Below are 23,363 nucleotides of genomic sequence, written 5' to 3'. Positions count from 1 at the left end.
GATTTACGTGCTTTGAGGAGACGCAATGAGCTTCAGCGATTACCAACAGCAACATCCATCCCTGCCGCTCAGCGAGCAGCTGCGCGGCTATGCCGGCAGCGACTGGCAGCAGGCCGTAAGCCATCCGTTCACCGAAGCGCTGGGACAAGACCAGCTCGACGATGCGGTGTACGCCCGCTACCTGGTGCAGGACTACGCCTTTATCGACACCCTGGTGAACCTGGTGGCGCGCACCATCGCCAATGCGCCGGCGATGCCGCCGAAAACCGTGCTCGCGGGATTTCTCGCTGCGCTGACCAGTGACGAGAACACCTACTTCCTGCGCTCCTTCGAAGCGCTGGGCCTGTCCGAGGAGCAGTATCTAAACCCGGAGCTGCATCCGGTCAGCCAGGCGATCATCGATACCATGCAAGCCTCTGAACAGAGCTATGAGCAGGCGATTATCTGCCTCTGCGTGGCCGAGTGGTCCTATCTGAGCTGGTCCAAAACCCAGGCAGCGAAACCCCGTGGCAGCCGTTTTTACCTGCAGGAGTGGATCGATATCCACGTATTGCCCGAGTTTGAGCAGTTCGTCGCCTGGCTGCGTGGCCAGGTAGACAGCTTTGACGACCGCGACAATGAAACACTGGAGCAGCTCGCCGAACTGTTCTGCCGCATGGCCAGGCTGGAGCACCAGTTCTTCAGTGCCAGCCTGGACCCTACATCGATTAACGTATTAAGGAGCTGCCCCCATGTCCCTGTTTGAATCACTGAAAGCCGGCTGCAGCGAAGAATGGCGCCAGTACATCGAACACGACTTCGTGCGTCAGCTGGGTCAGGGAACATTGCCTAAGGAATGTTTCCAGCACTACCTGAAGCAGGACTACCTGTTTCTGATCCAGTTCAGCCGCGCCTGGGGCCTGGCGATCTACAAAAGCGATGATCTGGATTCCATGCGCTACGCCCAGTCAGGCCTCAACGCCATGCTTGATACCGAGATCGGCATGCATGTGCAGTACTGCCGCGACTGGGGCATCGATGAGAAAACCCTGAATCACCTGCCGGAAGCCGCCGCGACTGTGGCCTACACCCGCTATGTGCTGGATACCGGTATGGCTGGTGATCTGCTCGACCTGCATGTGACGCTCGCACCCTGCATCCTCGGTTACGCCGAGATCGCCCAGTGGCTTGCCGCGCAGCCGGATACGGTGCGTGAGGGTAACCCCTACAACGACTGGATAGAGATGTACTTGAGCGAGGAGTACCGCGAGGTGGCACAGACAGAACTGGAGCTGCTGGAAAAACTCGGTGCCGACCTGCCCGAACCGCGCCTGCGCCAGCTGCAGAACCGCTTCCGTACCGCCACCCGGATGGAGGTCAGCTTCTGGCAGATGGGCCTCGACCTGACCGAATAATGATCGCCAGCCCCTCAAATGAGCACACACAAGCGCACATAAGGATAAAAAAGTGACCCAGCAAAGCAGTGAACTGCCGCTCAATCAAAGCGCCCGTGTCGATTCCGACTCGGTACAGCCGTTTCCGAAATCGCGCAAAGTCTATGTAGAAGGCAGCCGTCCGGATATCCGCGTACCCATGCGCGAAATCAGCCTGGACGACACCCCCACCGCCTTTGGCGGTGAGAAGAACGAGCCGCTCTACGTCTATGACACCTCCGGTGCCTACACCGACCCCGCTGCCGATATCGACGTGCGCAAGGGGCTGAGCCCGCTGCGCGAACAGTGGATCCTGGAGCGTAATGACACCGAACTGCTGGAAGGGCTCACCAGCGAGTACGGGCGTGCCCGCGCCGCCGATCTACGCCTGGACGAACTGCGCTTCGAGCTGACCCGTAAGCCGCGTAGAGCCCAGGATGGCAAGAATGTCACCCAGCTGCACTACGCGCGCCAGGGGATCATCACCCCGGAGATGGAGTTCATCGCTATCCGCGAGAACATGAAACTGGCCAAGGCACAGGCCGAAGGCAGTATCGCCCAGCAGCATCCGGGGCATAACTTCGGCGCCAATCTCCCCGCCGAGATCACACCGGAATTCGTGCGTGATGAAGTTGCCGCCGGACGTGCCATCATCCCCTGCAATATCAACCACCCGGAACTGGAGCCGATGATCATCGGCCGTAACTTCCTGGTGAAGATCAACGGCAATATCGGTAACTCGGCGCTCTCCTCCTCCATCGAAGAGGAAGTGGAGAAAATGACCTGGGGCACCCGCTGGGGCGCCGACACCATCATGGATCTCTCCACCGGCAAGAACATCCATGAAACCCGCGAGTGGATCCTGCGCAACTCCCCGGTGCCGATCGGTACCGTGCCGATCTACCAGGCGCTGGAGAAGGTTAACGGCGTGGCCGAAGACCTGAACTGGGAGGTGTTCCGTGACACCCTGATCGAGCAGGCGGAACAGGGTGTGGATTACTTCACCATCCACGCAGGCGTCTTGCTGCGCTACGTGCCGATGACCGCCAAGCGAATGACCGGCATCGTCTCCCGCGGTGGCTCAATCATGGCGAAATGGTGCCTGGCGCATCATGAGGAAAACTTCCTCTACACCCACTTCGAAGAGATCTGCGAGATCTGCAAGGCCTACGACGTGGCGTTTTCACTCGGAGACGGCCTGCGTCCGGGCTCGGTTTACGACGCCAACGACGAAGCCCAGTTCGCCGAACTGGAAACACTGGGCGAACTGACCAAGATCGCCTGGCAGCACGATGTGCAGGTGATGATCGAAGGCCCCGGTCATGTGCCGATGCATATGATCAAGGAGAACATGGACAAGCAGCTCAGCGAGTGTGACGAAGCGCCCTTCTACACGCTCGGGCCGCTGACCACCGATATCGCACCGGGCTACGACCACATCACCTCCGGCATCGGTGCCGCGATGATCGGTTGGTACGGCTGCGCCATGCTCTGCTACGTAACGCCGAAAGAGCACCTGGGTCTGCCCAACAAGGATGACGTAAAGACCGGCATCATCACCTACAAGATCGCCGCTCACGCCGCGGACCTGGCCAAAGGCCATCCGGGTGCGCAGATCCGCGATAACGCCATGTCCAAGGCGCGCTTCGAATTCCGCTGGGAAGACCAGTTCAATATCGGTCTCGATCCGGACACCGCCCGCGCCTATCACGATGAAACCCTGCCGAAGGAGTCCGCCAAGGTGGCGCACTTCTGCTCCATGTGCGGACCCAAGTTCTGCTCCATGAAGATCTCCCAGGAGGTACGCGAGCTGGACGAGACCCAGGTCGCGGCGATCAATGCCCAGGCCGACCTGGGTATGCGGGAGAAATCGGAAGAGTTTCGTGACGCCGGTGCGCAGATCTACTCAAAGGTCTGACACACCAAGCTCCAGGCTTTAAAAAAGCGCATTAAAAATGCCCCGGCCTTTCGGTCCGGGGCATTTTTAGTTAAGCCTGCACAGCTTAGCGGTTCTTTTCCGCCAGCAGGGTTCTGCGCCCTACCTTGTTTTTGTCCCGCTCGTAACGGGCTGCGGCTCTTGGCACATCACCGCCATCCCCGGTTTCCAGCCAGCGTTTTACACGTCCGGCATCCCCGATATGGGAACGTTTGCCAAAAGAATCGAGAAACACCATGGCGATATCCTGCCCCTCAATCTCACTGACCATCACCAGACAGCGGCCGGCGGCGTCGTTATAACCGGTCTTGCTCAGTTCTATGTCCCAGTCGTCACTGTTGACCAGGCGGTTGGTGTTATAGAAAGCCAGCACGTAGCGCGGCTCTCGGAAACGCGCATCCATTTTCGAGCTGGTGGTCATCTTGCGGATTTCAGGATGCTTGCGCGCGGCCCGGATCAGCTTCACCAGATCATTGGCGGTGGAGACATTAAAGTACGACAGGCCCGTCGGTTCGACGAAACGGGTGCTGCTCATGCCCAGCTCTTCCGCTTTGAGATTCATCGCCCGGACAAAGGCGAAGTAACCACCGGGATAAGCGTGGGCCAGCGCTGTGGCAGCGCGGTTTTCCGAGGACATGATCGCCAGCTGCAGCACATCCTCGCGGGGCAGCTCGCTGCCGATGCGGATGCGTGAGATCACATTCTGCATCTGGATCGAATCGCGCACCTGGATCGGAATCGGTTCATCCATCGGCTGGTCCGCCTCCAGGGCAACCAGCGCTGTCATCAGCTTGCTGACGGAGGCGATGGGTACCACTGCATCGGGATTTTTCTGGTAGAGCACCCGTCCGGTGTCGAGATTAACGACCAGGGCGTTGACCGATGCAAGTTGCAGGTTGGCGGCATCGGGTTCCTGCCGGGCGGAAACCAGACCGGACCACAGGAGAAGGATAAATGTCAGTGTCAGTCGAATACGGTACAACATGATTCGGTCTTTTTTATGGATCGGTGGCGCGTTACCGAAAACACCTTCCAGAGGCTTCGGCCTATCGGACCAAAGTATAAAGCAAGCCATTACCTTCGCACACTCCCTCGGCAATGTGATCCGGGTTATCCTTGAAAATCGTTATTCCTCAGACATTTAGCTAATTAAGCAGAAAGTTAGGCGAGGCCAAACAGCCTTGTTATACTCAAATGCAACGCAATTTTCTGATCCGGCAGGGAAAGACATTGAACTCCTTCAATCTGCTCAAATCGATCGCCGACGCCCGCCCTCGACTGCGTAAATCAGAGCAGAAAGTGGCGGACTATGTGCTGGCCAACGCCAGCGAAGTTATCCATATGCGTATCGTCGATCTCGCCTCCGAGGCCAGTGTCAGCGAGCCCACGGTGGTGCGTTTCTGCCGCGCCCTGGATTATGACGGCTTTCAGGACTTCAAACTGACCCTGGCCCAGGGGCTGGCCAGCAATACCAGCTTTGAGCAGTTCGCGCTGAACTCCACCGACACGGTGATCGAGTTCAAGCAAAAGATCTTCGACTCGATGATTGGCAACCTGATCAACATCCGCGAACAGCTGGACCCTACCACGCTGGAAGAGGCGATCGACGCCCTGGCCAAGGCCAAGCGCGTGGAATTCTATGGCTTTGGCGCCTCGGCTCCGGTCTGCGCCGACGCCCAGCACAAGTTCTATCGCCTGATGGTGTCTGCGGCGGCCTACTCCGACCCGCATATGCAGACCATCTCCGCCGTTACCCTTGGCGAAGGCGACGTGGTCGTAGCCATCTCCCAGACCGGCCGCACCAAGGATCTGCTGCACACCGTGCGCCTGGTTCGCGATACCGGCGCCACGGTGATCGCGCTCTGCCCCGGCGGTACACCGCTGGCGGACCTGGCCACCATCCCGATCCATATCGATGTGGAAGAGGACAAGGATCTGAGCACGCTGATGTCCTCACGCGTCGTGCACCTGGTGGTGATTGATGTCCTCGCCGTGGGCGTGGCTATGAAACTGGGCCCGGGCCTGTTTGATCACCTGAAAACGATCAAACGCAGCCTGCGCAGCCTGCGTCAGAACGACAAACGCCTGCCGACGCGCCGTCCCGGCGAAGCCGATAACGACTGACAGGGCGCCCGCCCTGTCTTTCTCTCAACTGTTTGCGCCTGTCACCTGACTGAAACAGCTCCTCTTTAGCATCCTCACTGCCAACCCTCTCTGTTTGAAATCTGAACAGTGTTGCGGTAAAACAGAAATGTCGTTTGTCTTCGCGGGAACCAGCGGGGAATAGAACGCCCTGAAGGGAACGCCCTGTTGGTCGCCGCTCAGACTGGTTGATCGGAGCAGGTATTATGCTGAAAGAGCAGGAACTGAACGAAATTCAGACCGAAGTGTTCGATATCCTTGTCAGCTACGATGTCGAGGAGAAGAACCGCCGCAAGCAACACGCATCCAAGCGACTTCTCGATGCGCGCCGCGCCATAGAGCGCCACCGGGAGGAGAAGGAGCTCTCGACCTTTATCGGCGAGGATTCCTGGTTCGACGACGAAAAATAGCCAGATACAGAAAGGCCAGCATCAACATGCTGGCCTTTCGCGTTTTCAGGCAGTCGTTGCGCCGAACTGATTCCAGGAATCAGTCGTCGGGATAGAGGATGTTGAGCGGCACTGAACTGCCGCCATCCACGACCATCGCCGCGTGCTCGCGACGCAGCTGGCGCGGCTCGGCCACGCCACAGGAGTGGGCAATCGTCTCAACCTCATGCACGAGGTTGTGGTGGAAATGCGCCACACGCTCCGACTTCACCTCGGGCACCAGCCCCTGCTGAAGTTTAGGATCGTGGGTGGTGATCCCGGTCGGACAGGTATTCTTGTTGCACTGCAACGCCTGAATACAGCCCAGCGCGAACATGAAGCCGCGCGCGGTGACGACAAAGTCTGCGCCCATGCAGATCGCCGCCGCCACATCCGTGGGATTGATCAGCTTGCCTGAAGCGATAATCCGCACCCGGTTGCGCAGGCCATGCTGGGTCAGCTTGTTCACCAGTACTGGCAGGCTCTCCTTCAACGGCAGACCAACGCTGTCTATCAGCGGTAGCGGCGCCGCACCGGTGCCGCCATCGGCGCTATCCAGGGTGATAAAGTCCGGCGCACTGTCGCTGCCGCGCTTGTTCACCGCCTCACAGAAGCTGTCCAGCCAGCTGGTGGTGCCCAACACCATCTTGAACCCCACCGGCTTGCCGGAGACTTCGCGCACGTGATGGATAAAGTCGAGCAGATCGTCGATCGAAGCGATCTCCGGGTGGCGGTTCGGGCTGATCGACGCCTGACCCACCGGAATACCGCGGATCTCGGCGATCTCTTCATTCACCTTGTCGCCCGGCAGAATACCGCCCTTGCCGGGCTTGGCACCCTGACTCAGCTTGATCTCGAACATCCGCACCTGCGGAATCGCCGCGGCGCGGATCAGCTTGGCGTCATCGAGTTTGCCGTGCTCATCGCGCAGGCCGTACTTGGCGGTGCCAATCTGGTAAACGATGTCGCAGCCACCTTCCAGGTGATAGGGGGAAAGGCCGCCCTCACCGGTGTTCATCCAGCAGCCCGCCTTTTTTGCGCCGTTGGAAAGCGCCCGCACCGCCGGCCGCGACAGCGCGCCGAAGCTCATGCCGGAGATATTGAGGAATGACGGCGCGTCATAGGGCTCACGGCAGTATGGCCCGATCCGCATGGACTGGGTCGTCACCGCATCCTCACTCAGCGTCGGAAACGGACAATTAAGGAAATAGTAGGTGCCGGGACGACGCAGATCGCGGGTGGAACCAAAAGCCACGGTGTTATCGATGTTCTTGGATGCACGATACACCCAGGAACGTTGCGCCCGGTTGAACGGCATCTCCTCCCGGTCCATGGCAAAGAAATACTGCCGGAAGAACTCGCCCAGCTCCTCGAAGAGATAGCGGAAACGCCCGAGCAGCGGGTAGTTGCGCCGGATGGTATGCACCGTCTGACGTTTGTCGACCTGGTACATGACGATAGCGGCAATCACCGCGCCCAAAATCACCAACAGCAACAGCAGTCCGATAACGGCGATAAAGTTGATCGCCAGGGACGAGATCGTATCGTTCATAGAGATGAATCCCTGCAGTCTATTCGCGCCTATCCTACCCGATCCAGCCACCCCGAGCACAGCCGGCAAAAATCCGACAAATCAACTCGGATATTTACTTGCCCTGGCAAATAATGTTAGATTACTTGCCTAAGCAATTAAGCCTTCCCACTAAACGTCCCGCTAACGACAGCCTGAGCCATGATTCACTACACCGAAGACAACGTGCCGACGCATCTCAACATTGCGCATCTGATCCACCTGCTGAATCAGCACAAGGATCGGCTGCTGGAGAAGCATCTGCAGCCGTTCAATATCACCGGCGCTCAATTCAGAGTTCTGCGCCTGGTGGTCGGCGAAATCGCCAATACACCATCGGCCCTGAGTCAGGCCCTGTCGATCGATGCCGGCGCCATGACCCGCATGCTGGACAAGCTGGAACAACGCAATCTGCTATGTCGCGAGCGTAATCCCGAAGACCGCCGCCAGATCCGTGTGCAGCCCACCGAAGAGGGGATCACTCTCTACCAAAAGATCCGCACCATCGCCGCCGACCTGCTGAATGAGCTGACCGGCGACCTGGAAAGCGACGAGCTGAGCGAACTGGAGAGGCTGATGCGCAAGATACTCGATGCCCCCGGCCTGCTGCAGGAGAGCTGCTGCGGCACCCTCGCTAACGCCGGCAAACAGGCAGAAACAGATAGAGAGTCCAAATGAGTAATCCAACAGACACTGAAACCAGCGCCACCGAAGCCAGCACAGGCAGCCGGCGCTCACGCCGCAAGCTGCTGCTGGGCGCACTGGCCCTGGCCGTGCTCGGCGTAGCCTCCACCTCCTTCGCCTATTACGAACTTTACGGCCGTCACTTCGAAGACACCGAAGACGCCTATGTCGATGGTAACCAGGTGCAGATCGCCGCTGGCATCGCCGGCACCGTCACCCGCATCAACGTGGACGATGGCGATTATGTCGAGCAGGGGCAGACGCTGGTCCAGCTGGACCCCAGCGATACCGAAGTCGCCCTTGAGGAAGCCCAGGCCGATCTCGCCGCCACGGTACGCCGCGTGCGCGGCCTCTATGCCGACGTCAGCCACTACCGCGCCCAGGTTTCCACCCGTGAACTGGACGTGAAACAGGCCCGTGACGATTACCAGCGCCGTGTCGAGCTCGGCCGCAGCGGTGCCGTGGCCCGGGAAGAGGTCACCCACGCCCGTGACACCCTGGAATCGGCAGAAAACGCGCTCACCAGTGCCAAGCAGCAGCTCAACAGCACCCTGGCGCTGGTTGAAGGCACGACGCTGGATAGCCATCCAGAGGTTAAAGCCGCCGCCGCCACCCTGCGCAAGGCCTACATCAACCACGCCCGCGCTACTATCCAGTCGCCGGTCAGCGGCTATGTCGCCAAGCGCAGCGTTCACCCGGGCGCCCATATCGCTTCCGGCGAGCCGCTGATGGCAGTAATCCCGCTGGACCAGGTCTGGATCGACGCCAACTTCAAGGAAACCCAGCTCGGCCAGATGCGTATCGGCCAGCCAGTTGAGGTCCACGCCGACCTCTACGGCGACGATGTCACCTACCACGGCCAGATCGAAAGCCTAGGCATGGGCACCGGCAGCGCGTTTTCACTGCTGCCGGCACAGAACGCCAGCGGTAACTGGATCAAGATCGTCCAGCGAGTGCCGGTGCGGATCCAGCTGGACCCGCAGGAGCTGCAGAGCCATCCGCTGCGGATCGGGCTCTCCACCCAGGTGAGCGTCGACCTGCATCAGCAGCAGGGCGATACCCTGCCGCAGCAGCCCCATAAGGAAGCCCGTTACAGCACCGATATCTACGACAGCCTGCTCGCCGATGCCGACGCCCTGGTACATCAGGTGATCGCCGCCAACGCTGCGGGCGACATCCACGCCTCAATCGCCAAAGTTGAACCATGAGAGTTGAACCATGAGTGAAGCGGCCCAATTCACGCCGAAGAGCCGGGTACTTGCGACCATAGCGCTGGCACTGGGTACCTTCATGCAGGTGCTGGATACCACCATCGCCAACGTGGCGCTGCCCTCCATCGCCGGTAACCTGGGCGCCAGTTCCGAACAGGGCACCTGGGTGATCACCTCGTTCGCCGTCGCCAACGCCATCGCCCTGCCGATTACCGGCTGGATGGCGCGGCGTATCGGCGAGGTCCGCCTGTATATGCTGGCGGTGGTGCTGTTCATGGCCTCCTCCCTGCTCTGCGGCATCGCCAGTTCCATGCCGGAACTGGTGGCCTTTCGCGCCCTGCAGGGGTTTGTGGCCGGCCCGCTCTACCCGATCACCCAGACCCTGCTGATCGCCATCTATCCACCGGCAAGGCGCGGTATGGCGCTGGCGCTGCTGGCGATGGTGGCCGTGGTGGCGCCGATCACCGGCCCCATCGCCGGCGGCTGGCTAACGGATAACTTCTCCTGGCCCTGGATCTTCTTTATCAACCTGCCGATCGGCGCCTTTGCCGCCGCCGTGGTCTGGAACCAGATGAAGGATCGCCCCGAGCAAACCGTGCGCCAGCCGATTGATTACGTCGGCCTGGGGCTGCTGGTATTGGGCGTGGGTACGCTGCAGGTGGTGCTCGACAAGGGCAATGACCTGGACTGGTTCGAGTCCAGCTTCATTCTTTACGGCGCTGCCATTGCGGTGGTATCTCTGATCGCGCTGGTGATCTGGGAGCTGACCGAAGAGCATCCGGTGATCAACCTGCGCCTGTTCCGCTACCGCAACTTCACCTTCGGCACCCTGGCATTGGTGCTGGCGTTTGCAGCTTTCTTCTCTATCAACCTGCTGTTGCCGGTCTGGTTGCAGACAAGGCTGGACTACACACCGATCTGGGCGGGGCTCGCCGCAGCGCCTATCGGCCTGATACCGCTGTTTCTGTCACCGATCGTTGGTCGCTTCGGCCATCACGTGGATATGCGCATGCTCGCCACCATCGCCTTTATGACGATGGGCGCCACCTGCTTCCTGCGCGCGGGCTTCAATATCTTCGTGGATTTCGAGCATGTCGCCTTGGTGCAGCTGGCGATGGGTCTGGGGGTCGCACTGTTCTTCATGCCGGCCACCACCATCCTGCTGTCGAGCCTGGCGCCCAACGAGATCGCCGATGGCTCAGGTCTGGCTACCTTCCTGCGCGTCCTGGGCGGCAGCTTCGCCTCATCGCTGACCACCTGGTGGTGGCACCGGGAGGCATCGGTACAGCACGCCCTGCTGACTGAGCATGTCACTGCATACAGCCAGCAAACCCGGGAGTATCTGAACCTGCTGGGAGGCGATTCGGTGCAGAATTATGCGCGGATCAATGAGGTAATCACCAGCCAGGCATTCATGATCTCGTTTACCGAAATCATGACCCTGCTGGGATGGATATTTCTCGCGCTGATTACGGTGATCTGGATTACCAAACCACCCTTCTTCGGACGTAAGGCAGAGGCGAAGGCTTAAGAGGGCTGTACCCGGTGCTTGGCGGCGATGAACTCCATGTGGGGAACATGGATCAGGTCGGCGATGCGGCGAATCACATGATCCTCGACATCCTGAAGTTCGCCATCGGAATAGGCCACGCGCCAGAGATTTTCGATCAGGCGGACTTTCTCCTCCTGGGAGCAGATACGGTTGATCTCTGAGGTGAAGCGGAAATAGTCGGTGGACTGCTGATGCTTCTCTTCCGCTTTCTCCAGCAACGCTTCCGCCGCGGCGGGATCCAGCCCAAAGCTGTCGCGCACCACCGCCAGCAGCGCCTCGCGCTCTTCCGGCTTGCGTTCATAATCGGCAGCGATCACCTCTACCATCAGTGCCGCGGCGGTGAGCGCGAAAGTTTCCTGGCTGTCTTCCGCCCCGGCCACCCTGTCCGTCTCGAACAGGTCCTCCAGCGCAGCTTTAATTTTGTTGAACATAGTTTTTCTCCCTGTCGCCAAAAGTAGACCCGGTATCGCGACGGAAAGTTCATAGAGAGCCTCCCGGAACGGCGCAACAGCTTATTCTAAAAATAACCGACTCTAATACTAGGTTATACCCTAAAAAAGCTGATACACTTGCCAGTAATCTAATTAATAATTATTTTCATTCTCATAGATAGAGAAGGAGGATAGAGATGCTGGCAATACTGTATGGCTCAACCACCGGTAACACTTCCGACGTGGCCGTTAAAATTCAGCAGCAGCTGGGCGAAGGCGATCTGTTCGACGTCCAGGAGATCGGACTGGAGATTACCGAAGAGTATGACCAGATCATTTTTGCCATCCCCACCTGGGATTACGGCGAAGTCCAGGAAGACTGGCTCGAGCTTTGGGAAACCTTCGAGTTCTTCGACCTGAGCGGCAAAGTCTGCGCATTCGTCGGCCTCGGCGATCAGTACGGCTACGCCGAATGGTTCCTCGATGCCATGGGCATGCTGCACGACCAGGTGGTCGCCCGCGGCGCCAGCGTTATCGGCCACTGGCCGGTTGAAGGCTACGAGTTCGATGAATCCAAGGCGCTGACCCCGGATGGCAAATACTTTGTCGGCCTGGCCCTGGATGAAGATTCCCAGCGCGATATGACCGACGACCGCATCGCCACCTGGTGCGAGCAGCTAAAGCGGGAAATGCTGCAGGCTGCCTGATAAGTCAGCCCCGGTTAACGAAAAAGAGGTGCCATTGCGCACCTCTTTTTTTATTGCCGCTCTCCAAGCACATTTTATAAAGGTGGTGATCGTCTAATCGAAACGAAGACGTTCTTGTGCCAAACGGTTAACAAGGCTCAATGTCTCATAGCCGTCTGAGCGCATCCGCCGATCCCCTTCGGCGCAGCCGAGCATCGCAGGCTGAAAGAGAATAAAGGGACAGGCTGTTTGAGCGACGCAGGAGCGAGTTTCCTGTCCCGCTCTTTCAGACGAGAAACACAGGGCAGTCGGCGCAGCCGACCAAGCCGTAGGGGCGGTTTGGGATTGATAAGGTACTTGTCCGCACAAGTACCTTATCTCGCCAGCAGGCGAAACCGGCCTCAAAAAGAACACTGAAATGGGATGATTCAAATATCGGTACTTAGGTACTGCCCAACTCCCACAAAGTGAGTCAGATGCAGAGCCTCTTGGAACAAGTAAATCCCTAAGAATTCTAAAATAAGCCCGGCCTGACAGCCGGGCTAGCCATATCAGAACTTATAGGTCAGCGAGATCTTCGCGTTACGCGGCTCACCATAGGCCAGCTGGTTGTAGAAGCCCACGTTGGAGTAGTACTCCTCATCGAACAGGTTATCGATATTCAGCTGAGCCGACAGGTTCGGGCTGAACTGGTAACGGCCCATCAGATTCACCAGGGTGTAGGCGCCCTGCTTGATCTTGTCGGCGTCGCCGGCCGGGTTGGTCGCCAGGGTGTAGGACTCGCTCTGCCAGTTGATGCCGCCACCCAGGGTCCATTTATCGCGGTTATAGGTGGTGAACAGGCTGGCGGTGCGACGGGCGTGGCGGGTGTTGACCGCATCACCGTTGGCATCCTTTGCGCTGAACTCAGACCAACCGGCGGTCAGGTTCCAGTTATCGGTGATCGCACCGGTCACCTGGATCTCGTAACCCTCGCTGACGGTGCCCTGGGCGGCGTAGTAGGCGCTGTCGGTGGTGCCCGGGACAAAGTAGCCGTCATCTGTCTGAGCCAGGTTGTCCTGCTCGATGCGATAGACCGCCAGCGAGGCGTCCAGACGATCCTGCAGGAAGCTGGCTTTCAGACCGGCTTCATAGTTCTTGCCCTCCAGCGGATCCAGGTAGTTGCCGTTACGGTCCTTCTGGTTCTGCGGGTTGAAGATATCGGTGTAGCTGACATAGGTGGAGTAGGTGTCGTTGATATCGTAGATCAGCCCGGCGTAGGGAGTGACCACGCCATCATGCTCGATCGGATCGCCGACGCTCATCCCCTCTTTCTTCCAGTCGGTGATACGGCTGCCGATGATCAGCTTCAGCGGGTCGGCCAGACTCAACCTCGCCACCGCGTAGCCGCCCAGCTGTGTGGTGCGCTCCTTGCTATTGAGGCTTTTCTCGCCCCATTCGGGTTCTGCGAAGGAGCCGTCCCAGTCGTAGAAGTTACCCACGTCGTCCAGTGACAGGGCGGCGCGGCTGTAGGTGGTCAGCTCCTGTTCGCTGTGCATCACACCGACCACCAGCTCATGGGACTGAGCACCGGTATCGAAGGGGATCGACGCATAAAGGTCGACATTATCCTGGGTGCGTTCCACATCGTACCAGGAGGGGCTGGCGCCCATCCCCAGACCCGTCGCCTTGTCCGGCGAGCCGTAGAGATAGATCAGGCGCAGGTCGGCATCGCTGACGCTGCGGCTCAGAGCACCATAAAGGCGTACGCCGGAATCGAAACGGTGCTCCAGGTTGGCGTAGTAGTTGGTGTTCTCGGAGCTCCATTCACTCCAGTCCGCCGCCGTGGTTTTGGACCGATCCCAGTCGGTTTTGCTGCCATCGCTGAACCAGGTGGGCAGACCACCCCAGGCGCTGCCTTCCGGTTTGTTCTGCTGGTAGCTGATGCCGGCGTTGAACTCGGTATTCGGGGTCAGATCGGCACCGATGGTGCCCAGGAACAGCGTCTCCTCGTCGCTGGCCAGATCCATAAAGGAGTCGCCCTGCTGGAAGCTGCCCACAACACGGCCACGCAGTGAGCCAGTCTCATTCAACCCGCCGGAAACGTCGAAGCTGCCGCTATAGGTATCCCAGCGGCTGCCGCTGATGGAGGTCTTGCCGGTAAACTCCTTGCTGTTGGCCCGCTTGCGCACCAGGTTGATCGCCGCTGCCGGGTTGCCGGCACCGGAAACCAGACCGGAGGCGCCACGCACCACCTCGACGCGGTCATACAGCTGGGTGTTGGCGCGGGTTTCACCGGCGGACCAGCCGGCGGTCCAGGTCGTCGGCACGCCATCCACCTGCAGGTTGTCGATATCGAAACCGCGGGCTGAAAAGCCGGCGCCGCGTCCATCATAAGAGCGTGCGGTCACGCCCGGCACGTGGTTAACCACATCGGTAATTGTCTCGAGACCCATATCGTCGATCAGCTGACGGCTGACTACGGTGACCGACTGCGGGGTTTCCTTCTCGCTCAGGCTCAGGCGGGTTGCGGTTCCCATCGCCTCAGTTTTATAGCTGCCGGTACCCTCGGTGACTGCGCCTATCCCATCCTGGGTCGATGCCAGTGATTCCGCGCCGATACGGATCGGCCCCATCACCATCTCATCACCGGCGGCGATCTTTTCCAGGATATACACTCCCGGCGCCCTGCGGGTGGCCATCAGCCCGGTACCGCTGAGCAGCTGGTCCAGCCCCTGCTCCGGAGAATAGCTGCCCTGCAGCCCGGCACTTTGCAGTCCCTGAGTCAGGCTGGGATTAAACTGCAGCGTCATCCCGGTGGAGGTCGCAAACCGGCTCAGCACCCGGTCCAGCGCCCCCGAGGGGATGTCGTAGCTGACCGGGCTGGTGATTTCCGCAGCGGCCACAGACACTGGCGCGCTGACTGCACCCAGCGCCAGCATCGAGACAAACAGGGCGTTGCGCATACCCGGATAAGCGGAGACAGCACGCATGCGGCGCGCTTTGTTGAATGAGTTAGTCATGGCATAGAACCTTCGTTTTTTTAAATCTGTCTATGCCTATGACGGATGGGGCTGCCCCAAGGGGACAATACTCCTTCTTATCTAAGCCGGGGCCACGGTTACCCAAAAGTCAGTGCGGCGATTGACGCGCACCGGCAGCGTAACCGGCAGGCCATCAAGGATCACTTCGATATCGCGCAGCTGGAAAACCCCGCTGATGCGCAGGTCCGTCACCGCCGGATCACAGCGCAGCCAACCGTTGCGGTAGCGGCTGAGCTCTGCGAGAAACTGTTTCAGCGGCATATCGCTGGCCAGAATCACCCCCTGGCTCCAGCTATCCAGCTGCCGCTCGCCCACTGGCCGCAGGTCATAGGCCTGGCCAGCGAACAGGCGTGCCGTGCTGCCGGCGTTAATCTCCTGATAGCGACCAGAGCGGCTACGCACCCGTACGCTGCCATCCAGTACCGCCAGCCGCGCCTGATCCTTATCCGGCTCCTGCTTGACCAGGAAGCGGGCGTTGCGGGTTTCCAGCTCGCCCTGTTCGGTAGCCACACGCAGCGGCGTGCTGGCATTGCTGCCCAGCTCCGCACTGCTCTGCACCAGAATTTCACCACTGTAGTGACGGATCAGCTGCTTATCCCGGTCGCTGGCCAGATCGATACGGGTATCCGTATTGAGCAGAACAAAGCCGCCGTCGGCCAGTGACACCCGACGCTGCTCGCCCACCTGGGTATGGTAATCCGCCAGCCACTCTTTCCAGGGCTCCTGAGTCAGGCCCAGATAACCGCTGGGCAGCACAACCGCCGCCACCGCCAGGGAACGCAGCAGTGCCCGTCGGCCGGCATCCGGGCGCCGGTTCAGGGTTTTGTGGCCGATATTCGCGGGAACGCGTTCAAACTGTGCCTGCAGATGCAGCGCCTTCTGCCAGGCGGCCTCGTTTTCGGCACAGGCGCTACGCCAGCGATCCAGTTCCGCCTCACCGGCCGCATCCAGCCCCTCGTCATGCAGCTCTGTCAGCCAGCGCGCCGCCTGTCTGATTGCGATACGTTCAGGTTCTTGGTTGGAAGCGGTCATATCTATCGTCAGCCCGGATTCATAGGGTCGTAGTCAGAGGGAGGTGCATATGAGCGGATACTTATAACGAGATGCTTACAGCGAAATAGTCAGCAGGCAGTGCTCGAACGCCTGCGCCATATAACGCTTTACCGAACGTTCGGTCACCGACAGGCGCTCACCGATCTGGGCGTAGGTGAGCCCCTCAAGCTGAGACAGAAGAAACGCGCTTTTCACCGCAGGCTTCAGGCTGTCGAGCATCCGATCCAGCTCTTCCAACGCATCGCGCAGCAGCAGCCGGTCCAGTTCTGAACAGGCCAGATCCTCCGGAATCTGCGCCAGCGCCTCCAGATAGGCTCGCTCCAGCGACTGACGCCGAAAGTGATCATGCACCAACCGCCCCGCCACCCGGGTCAGGTAAGCGCGCGGCTGCTGAATCTCCGGTAGCGCGCCCTCTTTTTCACGCACCTGAAGCAGGCGCACGAAGGCATCCTGGGCGATATCCGCCGCCTGGCTGCTGCAACCGAGCTTTTTATACAGCCAGCTGCGCAGCCAACTGCTGTGCTCAGCGTACATGCTGCCGAGATTCGTTGCCGCACAGCTGGCTGAGTTACTGCTTGAATGGTTCCCGCTCATCGGCGCGTCCTTGATATGACGATGTTCCAATGAGCACAGATACTAAATGCGAATCGTTATTATTACAAATATCGTTAGTTGGTTTTATCTTCAGCTGTCGGCGTCCGCCATGTAAGCCTCTACCAGTTTGGCCAGATTTGCCTGGATCACCTCCAGTGGCGCGGCGATCTCCTGCCGCGAAACCGGTTTCAGCTGATTCAGCTGGATAACCCGTGCCCCGGCCTCTTCAAGCCGTTGCTGCCCCTGTTCGTCCAGCGGATGATCCACCAGCACCACGGCGACCTCGTTATCGCGAATATAGTCGGCCAGCTGAGCAAGTCGCTCTGCGGTCCACTCATTGGGAGCGGCATAAAGCGAGGCCAGCAGATCCAGCCCCAGGTCCGATGCCAGGTAATCGAAATGGGGCGACAGCGACAGGGTGGTCAGGTTATAGGCCAGCGCCAGCTCCAGGTCCGCCTCACTTTTGGTCTTGATCAGCTCGCGCTTGAACGCCGCCAGGTTAGTCTCCAGCTGCTGCGCATCGGCCGGTGAGAAGCGCGCCAGATCATGCACCAGGATATCGGCGATGCTGCCCAGCGCCGTGGGAGAGAGCCAGGGTGCGGACTCCTCGCCATTGGCGGGCATCGGCTCCAGCCCCAGAGTCGCATAAAGCGCGCTGGGCGCCTCATGCCGCAGTCGTGCTATACCGGGCAGCGCCTGATCCAGTGGCTCGGTCGCATCGATCTCGGCGATACGGATATTGAAGCGCCGCGCAAAGGGGTAGATCGGGTCCTGCTGCCAGAGCGATCCCAGGGTAATCACCGCATCGGCCTGCTGGCTAACCTCTGCCAGGCGATTCTCACCACGGCCCCCCAGATAGGAGCGTAACCGGGAAGGCGGCAGTTTTGCCGGCTGCACCGGCAGGATCTGGATACCGGTCTGCTGCACCAGCCGCTCGCTGATCGCCTGCAGCGCCGGATGCGCCACCATCACGCTCAGGGGTTCATCCTGCGCTGCGGCAGAAACATTCAGGCTGAACAGCGCCAGCAACAGACAGATAAGAGATTGGCGTTTCATGTAACCGCTCCACGAAGTCCCGGCAGCAGTGAACGCGCCAGCACAGACAACAAAAACAGAGAACCGGCCACCAGGATAATGGCCGCACCCGAGGGGATCGGCAGCTCCATCTCCATGGGGATCAGGATGCCGCACAGCGTGGCGATCAAGGAGAACAGCATGCTCAAACCGACAAAGCGGGACAGGCTGGTGGCGAGAATCTTCGCCGCCGCCGCGGGAATTACCAGCAGCGCACCGACCAGAATGGCGCCGATCACCTTCACCGAGGCCACGGTGACCAGCGTCACCAGCACCACAAAGAGATAATCCAGCGCCTTTACCGGCACCTGCCGCACCTGCGCCAGCGCCGGGTTGAAGCTGGCCAGCATAAAGCGGTTGTAGAACAGCAGCATCGGCACCGTGACCAGCAGCGCCACCACCGCCAGCAGTGCGATATCGACGCCGGAGACAGTCAGAATCGAGCCGAACAGCACGTTTTCCAGGATATGCACGTTGATACGCCCGGCCAGCACCAGCAGCACCGCCGCGCCCAACGCCAGCGACATGGAGAGAAACACGCCGATCAGGGTGTCCGCCGAGAGGCCGGTGCGGTTGCGCAGGTAGTTAAGCCCCAGGCCGAACAGCAGGCAGTAACCGAACAGGGCGCCGTAGGGGCCGCTGTAGGGCTCGCCCAGCAGAATGCCGATAGCCACGCCGGTCATCGCCGAGTGGCCCACCGCTTCCGAGAAAAAGGCGTGGCGCTTCACCACCACCAGAGTGCCGAGCAACCCCAGCACCGGGCCGATAATCACCCCGGCCAGCAGTGCATTAACGGCGAAACCGTAGGCTAGCGATGAGGGCAGCAAACCCGCTTCGGCCCAGCCCTGCACCGTAACGCGGAAGGCTTCAAACAGCTCAGTCACTGATCATCTCCTTTTGATCTTTCCGTTGCAGGATCTTCTTGGGCCGCTGTGTCGGATGGCTGGAGAACAGATCCAGCACCCGTTCCGGCGTCAGCTCCTCAGCGGGATCGCCACTGAACAGCAAGCGCCGATTCAGCCCGGTAACCCGGTCGGCCAACCGGCGCACCGCGGCCAGATCGTGCTCGACCCAGAGCAGGGTCACGCCCTCAGTCTTAAGCTCACAGATCAGAGACTCGAAGATAGCCACGCCGGCCTCATCCAGCGCCGCCATCGGCTCATCCAGAATCAGCAGTTTTGGCTCAGGCATCAGGCCCTGCGCCATCATCACCCGCTGGCGTTCGCCGCCGGAAAGATCGCCCATGCGCCGCTCCGCCTTGCTGCCAAGGCCGACGCGTTCCAGCGCATCGACAATCTGCTGGCGCTGGCGCCGGGCCGGACGCAGAAACGCCGGTCGACGGGTCTGCATCGCGGCGAGAAAGTCGATCACGCTCATCGGCAGCGAACGATCGAACTCCAGCGCCTGAGGCACATAGCCGATCTGGCCCGGGCTGCCCGGCCACGCCAGCTTTATCGTGCCGCGGTGCGGCGCCAGCCCCAGCAGGCAGCGCACCAGCGAGGATTTACCACCGCCATTGGGGCCCACCAGGGCGTGGACTTCGGCGGCGCTCAGGGTCAGGTCGATCCCATCGAGCACGCGGGTCTGGCCATACTGCAGCGAGACATTGTCGAACTGCACCTGCGGCCCCGCGGCGGCGATGGGCTCAGCACCGCGCTTGAACCATCCGTTCATCGCATTCATTGCCCGGCCTCCCGCGTATCCAGGATCGCCCGCACCACGGTGGCGAAGTTTTCCGCCATCTCCTGCTCGAACTTCTCGGCGCGGTAATCACCGGAGATCACGTGAGAGAGCGGATAGAGCCGCACGCCGGTCTCGCGACGAATAGTATCGACATAGGTGGAGGGGAAATGCAGCTCGGAGAAGATCACCTGCACATCGAGACGACGGATATCATCGATAGTGCGCGCCAGCTGCGCAGGGCTTGGCTCTATGCCGTGGGCGGGTTCCACCACGGCGGTCACTTCCAGACCGAATTCGCGCAGCAGGTAGTCATAGGCGCCGTGGATAGTGGCCACGCGCAGCTCCACGTTTTCAATGCTGGCCAGCTGGGACAGCGCCTCGGCACGGATCCGGCGCAGCTTGCGCGAGTATTCGCGGGCGTTGCGGCGATAGCTGTCGGCATTGTCCGGGTCGAGCTGACCCAGCTCGCGAGCGATGGTCTGGATCTGGCGGATCGCGCCGGTCACCGCCAGAAAGGTGTGCGCATTGACCACCTTGCCGCTGCCGTTGCGTCCCTGGGACATGCTGCCCACCGCCGGTAGTAGCGGCACATTGCGGTTCGCTTCGATCACCGGCAGCGAGGGGTTCTCCGATGCCGCGATCATCCGCTCGGCGAAATCGTCATGGCCGATGCCGTTAAGCACCACCACATCCAGACTGCCGACCCGCTTGATCTCTTCGGCGCGGGGTTCATAGGCATGGGGGTTAAAACCCTGAGGAATCAGCGGCACAACCTCGGCTTTATCGCCGACGATATTCGCTACATAGCTGTAGTAGGGGTGCAGGGTGACACCAATACGCAGGGGATCGGCCTGGGCGCTGCTCACGGAAAGAGCCAGACTAAAGCAGCTGAGCAGCGCCGCCAGAGCGCAGCGCAGGGGTTTAAAACGGAGGGGGTTAAAACGGAGAGGTTTAGAAACAAGCGCCTTCATGAGCCACCTCCCGTGCCACGGGTCACGCTGGCGTCGAAGTGGCTGACCACCTGCTGCCAACCCGCGGCGATCAACGCGTTATTGCTCAGCTCTAGATTGCTCAGTTCCATATTGTTCAGTGCCAGCCGCTCTGACGCGGCAGCCGATCCATCACGCTTGATCCAGACGCTCGTCGGCGCCTCACCTTCATGGCTGTGCCCAGCGTCGGGTGCCTCAACACGCAGCAGAAAGTGACCGGCGGTAGCGGTCTGTTCGCTCAAACCGATATAGGCCAACTCATCGCCAAGGCTGTGCAACTGCCAATGGTGACCGCCGCGCTCGGCACTGGCCACATCCTCGATAAACGGCGGAATCCAGTCGGCAGCCAGCTGCTCCGGCGTCGGCGTACTGCCCTCTTCCAGCGCCCAGAGAATCTCATCGGCCGCGGCCTGAAGGTCGGCATTCACGCCCTGCTCCGCCGCGTTGAGATCGACGCGGGCATCGAGCTGCCAGATTTCGATCTGGCGACTCTCATCCGGCACCACCCGCCAGGCGACGATCGCCGCAGATACCAGCAGAATCAGCGCACAGAGCAACAGCAGCCAGGCGGTCTCCTGCCGGGCTCCGGCAGGGCGGACAACAACCGAGGCCATTACATCAGGCCTTCAACGTCGTGCCAGTCCACCTCAACCACATGCCCGGGGCCCGCATCGAGCAGGATATAAAATTCCCCATCCGGGCGTTCAAAGCGGATGCGAGAATCGCCGTCGAACTCCGCGTTGGCCAGAATCTCCTCGTCGTAGGAGATCATATCCACGGTCACACCGCTGGCGCTGCTGCCATCGGAAAAACCGCCGGTACAGTGAATTTCGCCCTCGTTAAGCTCACAGCTGCAAAACGGGTAATGCGCACTGGCCTGGGACGCCGCCAGCAGCGCGATACTTCCGACAGCCAGTTTGAGAAGCCCCAGCTGGTAAATCCGGGACAGCCCCCGTCTACCCATTCCGTTTTTCTGCGCCCTCCGGTTCCCCGGTCCCTGAACTGTCAGCTGCATTACGCCTCCTCGCTTCACCGGATCTCGCCGGTTGATCTGTGTGCAATCCCTGGCCGTTATCGACGGAACATATCCGCAGACTCCGCAACAGGCTGTTACCTCTAAAGACGAACGAAGCAGGCAAAAAGGGAAATACGATCCGAAGAAAATTTCGGCCGATCAAAAAATTCTTCAAGAATCATGGTGTTACGTAAAGCGCAATCATTTGATAACGATTATGATAATGGTTATCATTTCGTATCTTTAAACAATAATAACTCGCCCCAGGCGACCAGACCGATCATGACAACACTCACCACCGAACAGAGAAGCGCTCAGGAGCAGATCTATCGCAGCCACCACGGCTGGCTGCACGCCTGGCTAAGCCGCCGCGTCAGCTGTAGCGAGCTGGCGGCGGATCTGGCCCACGACACCTTTATCCGCCTGCTGCGCAAACCCCGGGATCTGCAGACGCCGGGGCAGGCGCGCAGCTATCTCAAGGTGGTGGCGGAAAATCTCTGTACCGACATGTGGCGTCGTCAGGCGGTGGAACAGGCCTGGCTCGATGTGCTGTCCGCACGCCCGGAAGCCACCGATATCTCGCCGGAAGAGCACGCGGTGATCGTGGAAACCTTCTGTGAGATCGATGCAATGCTGCAGCGCCTGCCGGAGCGGGTGGGCCAGGCGTTCCTGATGTCCCAACTTGAGGGGCTGACCTACCGCCAGATCGCCATGCATCTGGGCGTATCCGAACGCAGCGTCAAATCCTACATGGCGCGTGCCATGCTCGAATGCGTACTGATCGAAGCCAACTTTAACGATGCGGCGCTCTGCTGATGCCGGCACATTCCCCCTCGCCCAGCACCGCCAAGCCCGATCATCAAACCCTGGAGGAGGCGGCCGAGTGGTTCGCGCTGCTCAGTGATGACCAGTGCAGCAACGGCGATCGTCAGGCCTGGCAGCAATGGTTCGATAGCAGCCCTCAGCACCGCATCGCATGGCAGTATGTAGAGCAGGTTAGTAAGCGCTTCCATCAGGTTGCCGAGCAGACCAGCAGTGAAGAATCCCGCCGCATTCTCGGTGCCTCTCGCTCCAAGAGCAGCAGCCGGCGTCGGGTACTGGGCTCCGGGCTGGCGGTTTTTGGCGCCCTGCTGGCCTGGCGCTACTCGCCGCTCTCCGACTACAGCGAGCGGCTTTACGCCCGGATCAACAGCGATGAAAGCAGCGGCATCGGCGAGATCCGCAAACTCGCGCTAACCGACGGCGGCACTCTCTGGATCAATACCGACAGCGCTCTGAAGATCGACTATCAGGCCGAGGTTCGCAGGATCCATCTGCAGCGCGGCGAACTCCAGGTACAGACCGGCTACCACGACACCCTGAACCGTCCTTTCCTGATCACCACCGAGCAGGGCCAGTTGCGGGCGCTGGGCACCCGCTTCAGCGTGCGCCGCAATGAGGATGAAACCTATGTGGCGGTGTTTGAAGGCGCGGTTGAGATCACTACCGAGCAAGGCGAGCGGCAGCGCATCGATGCCGGCCAGCAGACTCGCTTTTCAGCGCAGCAGATCGACCCTCCCGAGGCAGCCAACCCCGCTCACCGTGCCTGGGCCTCGGGCCTGATCCTGGCGGACAACATACCGCTGTCACGGCTGGTGGAGGAGCTGCGCCGCTATCGTCACGGCCACTTGGGCCTGGATCCAGCCATCGCCGATCTGCGCGTGGTCGGCTCCTTCCCGGCGGACAACCCGGATCACGCCCTGGCCATGCTGGCGGACAGCCTGCCGCTGCGCATCAACAGACGCATGCCCTGGTGGGTTAGGCTCGAAGCAAACACTCACTGACGATTTTTTACCGAACGCCTTCCCCTTTCCGGCGGCTGTCCGTTTAAGGCTGTAAAG

Annotated in this window: 23 protein-coding genes; 11 read left to right on the top strand and 12 right to left on the bottom strand. The window is 60.2% G+C overall.

What is annotated here, in order from left to right; all coding sequences use genetic code 11:
• Positions 1 to 25: 25 nt before the first annotated feature.
• Genes C4S72_RS22525 through thiC form a run of 3 tightly spaced genes read left to right on the top strand, consistent with a single transcriptional unit; the run spans position 26 to position 3,330 of the window.
• Positions 26 to 745, top strand: coding sequence for a TenA family protein (locus tag C4S72_RS22525; RefSeq protein ID WP_104005443.1), 720 nt, complete (start codon positions 26 to 28; stop codon positions 743 to 745).
• Positions 732 to 1,394 carry a thiaminase II gene (gene tenA, locus C4S72_RS22520; RefSeq protein WP_104005442.1) on the top strand — a complete coding sequence of 221 codons (663 nt, stop codon included), beginning with the start codon at positions 732 to 734 and terminating at the stop codon, positions 1,392 to 1,394. Before C4S72_RS22525 ends, tenA begins: the two co-directional genes overlap by 14 nt.
• A 52-nt stretch (positions 1,395 to 1,446) precedes the next feature.
• Positions 1,447 to 3,330 (top strand): phosphomethylpyrimidine synthase ThiC, encoded by a 1,884-nt coding sequence (thiC, locus tag C4S72_RS22515; RefSeq protein ID WP_104005441.1) that lies wholly within the window; start codon positions 1,447 to 1,449, stop codon positions 3,328 to 3,330.
• A gap of 85 nt (positions 3,331 to 3,415) precedes the next feature.
• Here the strand turns inward: thiC and pbpG are convergent, their stop codons facing one another.
• Positions 3,416 to 4,333: a D-alanyl-D-alanine endopeptidase gene (pbpG, locus tag C4S72_RS22510; protein WP_104005471.1), complete on the bottom strand. Its 918-nt coding sequence runs from the start codon at positions 4,331 to 4,333 to the stop codon at positions 3,416 to 3,418.
• 245 nt (positions 4,334 to 4,578) lie between these two features.
• Between pbpG and hexR the strand changes: the two genes are divergently transcribed.
• Positions 4,579 to 5,472 (top strand): transcriptional regulator HexR, encoded by an 894-nt coding sequence (hexR, locus tag C4S72_RS22505; RefSeq protein ID WP_200826873.1) that lies wholly within the window; start codon positions 4,579 to 4,581, stop codon positions 5,470 to 5,472.
• Positions 5,473 to 5,696: 224 nt separating this feature from the next.
• The gene (locus C4S72_RS22500; RefSeq protein ID WP_104005439.1) at positions 5,697 to 5,900 is read left to right on the top strand and encodes a PA3496 family putative envelope integrity protein; all 204 of its coding nucleotides are present in this window, start codon (positions 5,697 to 5,699) and stop codon (positions 5,898 to 5,900) included.
• Positions 5,901 to 5,979: 79 nt separating this feature from the next.
• Here C4S72_RS22500 and C4S72_RS22495 read toward each other — a convergent pair whose 3' ends face one another.
• On the bottom strand, positions 5,980 to 7,470 hold the full coding sequence (locus C4S72_RS22495) for an FMN-binding glutamate synthase family protein (RefSeq protein ID WP_104005438.1): 1,491 nt from the start codon (positions 7,468 to 7,470) through the stop codon (positions 5,980 to 5,982).
• Positions 7,471 to 7,650: 180 nt separating this feature from the next.
• Here C4S72_RS22495 and C4S72_RS22490 point away from each other — a divergent pair, with 180 nt between their 5' ends.
• From C4S72_RS22490 to C4S72_RS22480, 3 genes are read left to right on the top strand one after another with little or no spacing between them, the layout of a single operon-like run.
• Positions 7,651 to 8,166, top strand: a complete 516-nt coding sequence (locus C4S72_RS22490; RefSeq protein ID WP_104005437.1) for a MarR family winged helix-turn-helix transcriptional regulator — start codon at positions 7,651 to 7,653, stop codon at positions 8,164 to 8,166.
• A complete protein-coding gene (locus tag C4S72_RS22485) occupies positions 8,163 to 9,380 on the top strand; it encodes an HlyD family secretion protein (RefSeq protein WP_104005436.1) in 1,218 nt (405 codons plus the stop codon). The genes C4S72_RS22490 and C4S72_RS22485 overlap by 4 nt, the downstream gene beginning before the upstream one ends.
• 10 nt (positions 9,381 to 9,390) lie before the next feature.
• Positions 9,391 to 10,914 (top strand): DHA2 family efflux MFS transporter permease subunit, encoded by a 1,524-nt coding sequence (locus C4S72_RS22480; protein ID WP_104005435.1) that lies wholly within the window; start codon positions 9,391 to 9,393, stop codon positions 10,912 to 10,914.
• Here the strand turns inward: C4S72_RS22480 and C4S72_RS22475 are convergent.
• A complete protein-coding gene (locus C4S72_RS22475; RefSeq protein WP_104005434.1) occupies positions 10,911 to 11,366 on the bottom strand; it encodes a tellurite resistance TerB family protein in 456 nt (151 codons plus the stop codon). The two genes, C4S72_RS22480 and C4S72_RS22475, sit on opposite strands and share 4 nt — an antisense overlap.
• A 197-nt stretch (positions 11,367 to 11,563) precedes the next feature.
• Here C4S72_RS22475 and C4S72_RS22470 point away from each other — a divergent pair, with 197 nt between their 5' ends.
• A complete protein-coding gene (locus C4S72_RS22470) occupies positions 11,564 to 12,073 on the top strand; it encodes a flavodoxin (protein WP_104005433.1) in 510 nt (169 codons plus the stop codon).
• A 530-nt stretch (positions 12,074 to 12,603) separates the two neighbouring features.
• Here the strand turns inward: C4S72_RS22470 and C4S72_RS22465 are convergent.
• From C4S72_RS22465 to C4S72_RS22425, 9 genes are all read right to left on the bottom strand, one after another.
• Positions 12,604 to 15,054 (bottom strand): TonB-dependent siderophore receptor, encoded by a 2,451-nt coding sequence (locus C4S72_RS22465; protein ID WP_200826872.1) that lies wholly within the window; start codon positions 15,052 to 15,054, stop codon positions 12,604 to 12,606.
• Between the two features lie 81 nt (positions 15,055 to 15,135).
• Entirely contained in the window at positions 15,136 to 16,107 is a 972-nt protein-coding gene (locus C4S72_RS22460) for a FecR domain-containing protein (RefSeq protein WP_104005432.1), read from the bottom strand.
• A gap of 75 nt (positions 16,108 to 16,182) precedes the next feature.
• Complete coding sequence (locus C4S72_RS22455; RefSeq protein WP_104005431.1) at positions 16,183 to 16,722, bottom strand: sigma-70 family RNA polymerase sigma factor; 540 nt, start codon at positions 16,720 to 16,722, stop codon at positions 16,183 to 16,185.
• Between the two features lie 90 nt (positions 16,723 to 16,812).
• Entirely contained in the window at positions 16,813 to 17,778 is a 966-nt protein-coding gene (locus C4S72_RS22450; protein WP_104005430.1) for a metal ABC transporter solute-binding protein, Zn/Mn family, read from the bottom strand.
• Positions 17,775 to 18,680, bottom strand: coding sequence for a metal ABC transporter permease (locus C4S72_RS22445; protein ID WP_104005429.1), 906 nt, complete (start codon positions 18,678 to 18,680; stop codon positions 17,775 to 17,777). The genes C4S72_RS22450 and C4S72_RS22445 overlap by 4 nt, the downstream gene beginning before the upstream one ends.
• Entirely contained in the window at positions 18,673 to 19,479 is an 807-nt protein-coding gene (locus C4S72_RS22440; protein WP_200826871.1) for a metal ABC transporter ATP-binding protein, read from the bottom strand. Before C4S72_RS22440 ends, C4S72_RS22445 begins: the two co-directional genes overlap by 8 nt.
• The gene (locus C4S72_RS22435) at positions 19,476 to 20,345 is read right to left on the bottom strand and encodes a metal ABC transporter solute-binding protein, Zn/Mn family (protein ID WP_235009240.1); all 870 of its coding nucleotides are present in this window, start codon (positions 20,343 to 20,345) and stop codon (positions 19,476 to 19,478) included. Before C4S72_RS22435 ends, C4S72_RS22440 begins: the two co-directional genes overlap by 4 nt.
• Positions 20,346 to 20,446: 101 nt before the next feature.
• Entirely contained in the window at positions 20,447 to 21,082 is a 636-nt protein-coding gene (locus C4S72_RS22430) for a DUF6162 family protein (RefSeq protein WP_104005427.1), read from the bottom strand.
• Positions 21,082 to 21,483: a hypothetical protein gene (locus C4S72_RS22425; RefSeq protein WP_200826870.1), complete on the bottom strand. Its 402-nt coding sequence runs from the start codon at positions 21,481 to 21,483 to the stop codon at positions 21,082 to 21,084. The genes C4S72_RS22430 and C4S72_RS22425 overlap by 1 nt, the downstream gene beginning before the upstream one ends.
• Positions 21,484 to 21,765: 282 nt before the next feature.
• Between C4S72_RS22425 and C4S72_RS22420 the strand changes: the two genes are divergently transcribed.
• Together C4S72_RS22420 and C4S72_RS22415 are read left to right on the top strand one after the other, a co-directional pair.
• Positions 21,766 to 22,299 carry a sigma-70 family RNA polymerase sigma factor gene (locus C4S72_RS22420; RefSeq protein WP_104005467.1) on the top strand — a complete coding sequence of 178 codons (534 nt, stop codon included), beginning with the start codon at positions 21,766 to 21,768 and terminating at the stop codon, positions 22,297 to 22,299.
• The gene (locus tag C4S72_RS22415; protein ID WP_104005426.1) at positions 22,299 to 23,306 is read left to right on the top strand and encodes a FecR domain-containing protein; all 1,008 of its coding nucleotides are present in this window, start codon (positions 22,299 to 22,301) and stop codon (positions 23,304 to 23,306) included. Before C4S72_RS22420 ends, C4S72_RS22415 begins: the two co-directional genes overlap by 1 nt.
• Positions 23,307 to 23,363: the final 57 nt, after the last annotated feature.

The organism is Marinobacterium lutimaris (assembly GCF_900108065.1).
In the GTDB taxonomy this organism is placed as follows: domain Bacteria; phylum Pseudomonadota; class Gammaproteobacteria; order Pseudomonadales; family Balneatricaceae; genus Marinobacterium_D; species Marinobacterium_D lutimaris.
The sequence above is the reverse complement of the archived record's forward strand: the minus strand, read 5'-3'. Positions and strand labels throughout refer to the sequence as shown.

Coding starts and splice junctions, on each gene's coding strand:
- C4S72_RS22460 (WP_104005432.1), bottom strand. CDS start 16,107: ATGACCGCTTCCAACCAAGAACCTGAACGTATCGCAATCAGACAGGCG.
- C4S72_RS22490 (WP_104005437.1), top strand. CDS start 7,651: ATGATTCACTACACCGAAGACAACGTGCCGACGCATCTCAACATTGCG.
- C4S72_RS22440 (WP_200826871.1), bottom strand. CDS start 19,479: ATGAATGCGATGAACGGATGGTTCAAGCGCGGTGCTGAGCCCATCGCC.
- C4S72_RS22495 (WP_104005438.1), bottom strand. CDS start 7,470: ATGAACGATACGATCTCGTCCCTGGCGATCAACTTTATCGCCGTTATC.
- C4S72_RS22470 (WP_104005433.1), top strand. CDS start 11,564: ATGCTGGCAATACTGTATGGCTCAACCACCGGTAACACTTCCGACGTG.
- C4S72_RS22425 (WP_200826870.1), bottom strand. CDS start 21,483: ATGCAGCTGACAGTTCAGGGACCGGGGAACCGGAGGGCGCAGAAAAAC.
- C4S72_RS22485 (WP_104005436.1), top strand. CDS start 8,163: ATGAGTAATCCAACAGACACTGAAACCAGCGCCACCGAAGCCAGCACA.
- tenA (WP_104005442.1), top strand. CDS start 732: ATGTCCCTGTTTGAATCACTGAAAGCCGGCTGCAGCGAAGAATGGCGC.
- C4S72_RS22465 (WP_200826872.1), bottom strand. CDS start 15,054: ATGACTAACTCATTCAACAAAGCGCGCCGCATGCGTGCTGTCTCCGCT.
- C4S72_RS22480 (WP_104005435.1), top strand. CDS start 9,391: ATGAGTGAAGCGGCCCAATTCACGCCGAAGAGCCGGGTACTTGCGACC.
- C4S72_RS22525 (WP_104005443.1), top strand. CDS start 26: ATGAGCTTCAGCGATTACCAACAGCAACATCCATCCCTGCCGCTCAGC.
- C4S72_RS22415 (WP_104005426.1), top strand. CDS start 22,299: ATGCCGGCACATTCCCCCTCGCCCAGCACCGCCAAGCCCGATCATCAA.
- C4S72_RS22450 (WP_104005430.1), bottom strand. CDS start 17,778: ATGAAACGCCAATCTCTTATCTGTCTGTTGCTGGCGCTGTTCAGCCTG.
- C4S72_RS22455 (WP_104005431.1), bottom strand. CDS start 16,722: ATGAGCGGGAACCATTCAAGCAGTAACTCAGCCAGCTGTGCGGCAACG.
- C4S72_RS22420 (WP_104005467.1), top strand. CDS start 21,766: ATGACAACACTCACCACCGAACAGAGAAGCGCTCAGGAGCAGATCTAT.
- C4S72_RS22475 (WP_104005434.1), bottom strand. CDS start 11,366: ATGTTCAACAAAATTAAAGCTGCGCTGGAGGACCTGTTCGAGACGGAC.
- pbpG (WP_104005471.1), bottom strand. CDS start 4,333: ATGTTGTACCGTATTCGACTGACACTGACATTTATCCTTCTCCTGTGG.
- C4S72_RS22430 (WP_104005427.1), bottom strand. CDS start 21,082: ATGGCCTCGGTTGTTGTCCGCCCTGCCGGAGCCCGGCAGGAGACCGCC.
- C4S72_RS22500 (WP_104005439.1), top strand. CDS start 5,697: ATGCTGAAAGAGCAGGAACTGAACGAAATTCAGACCGAAGTGTTCGAT.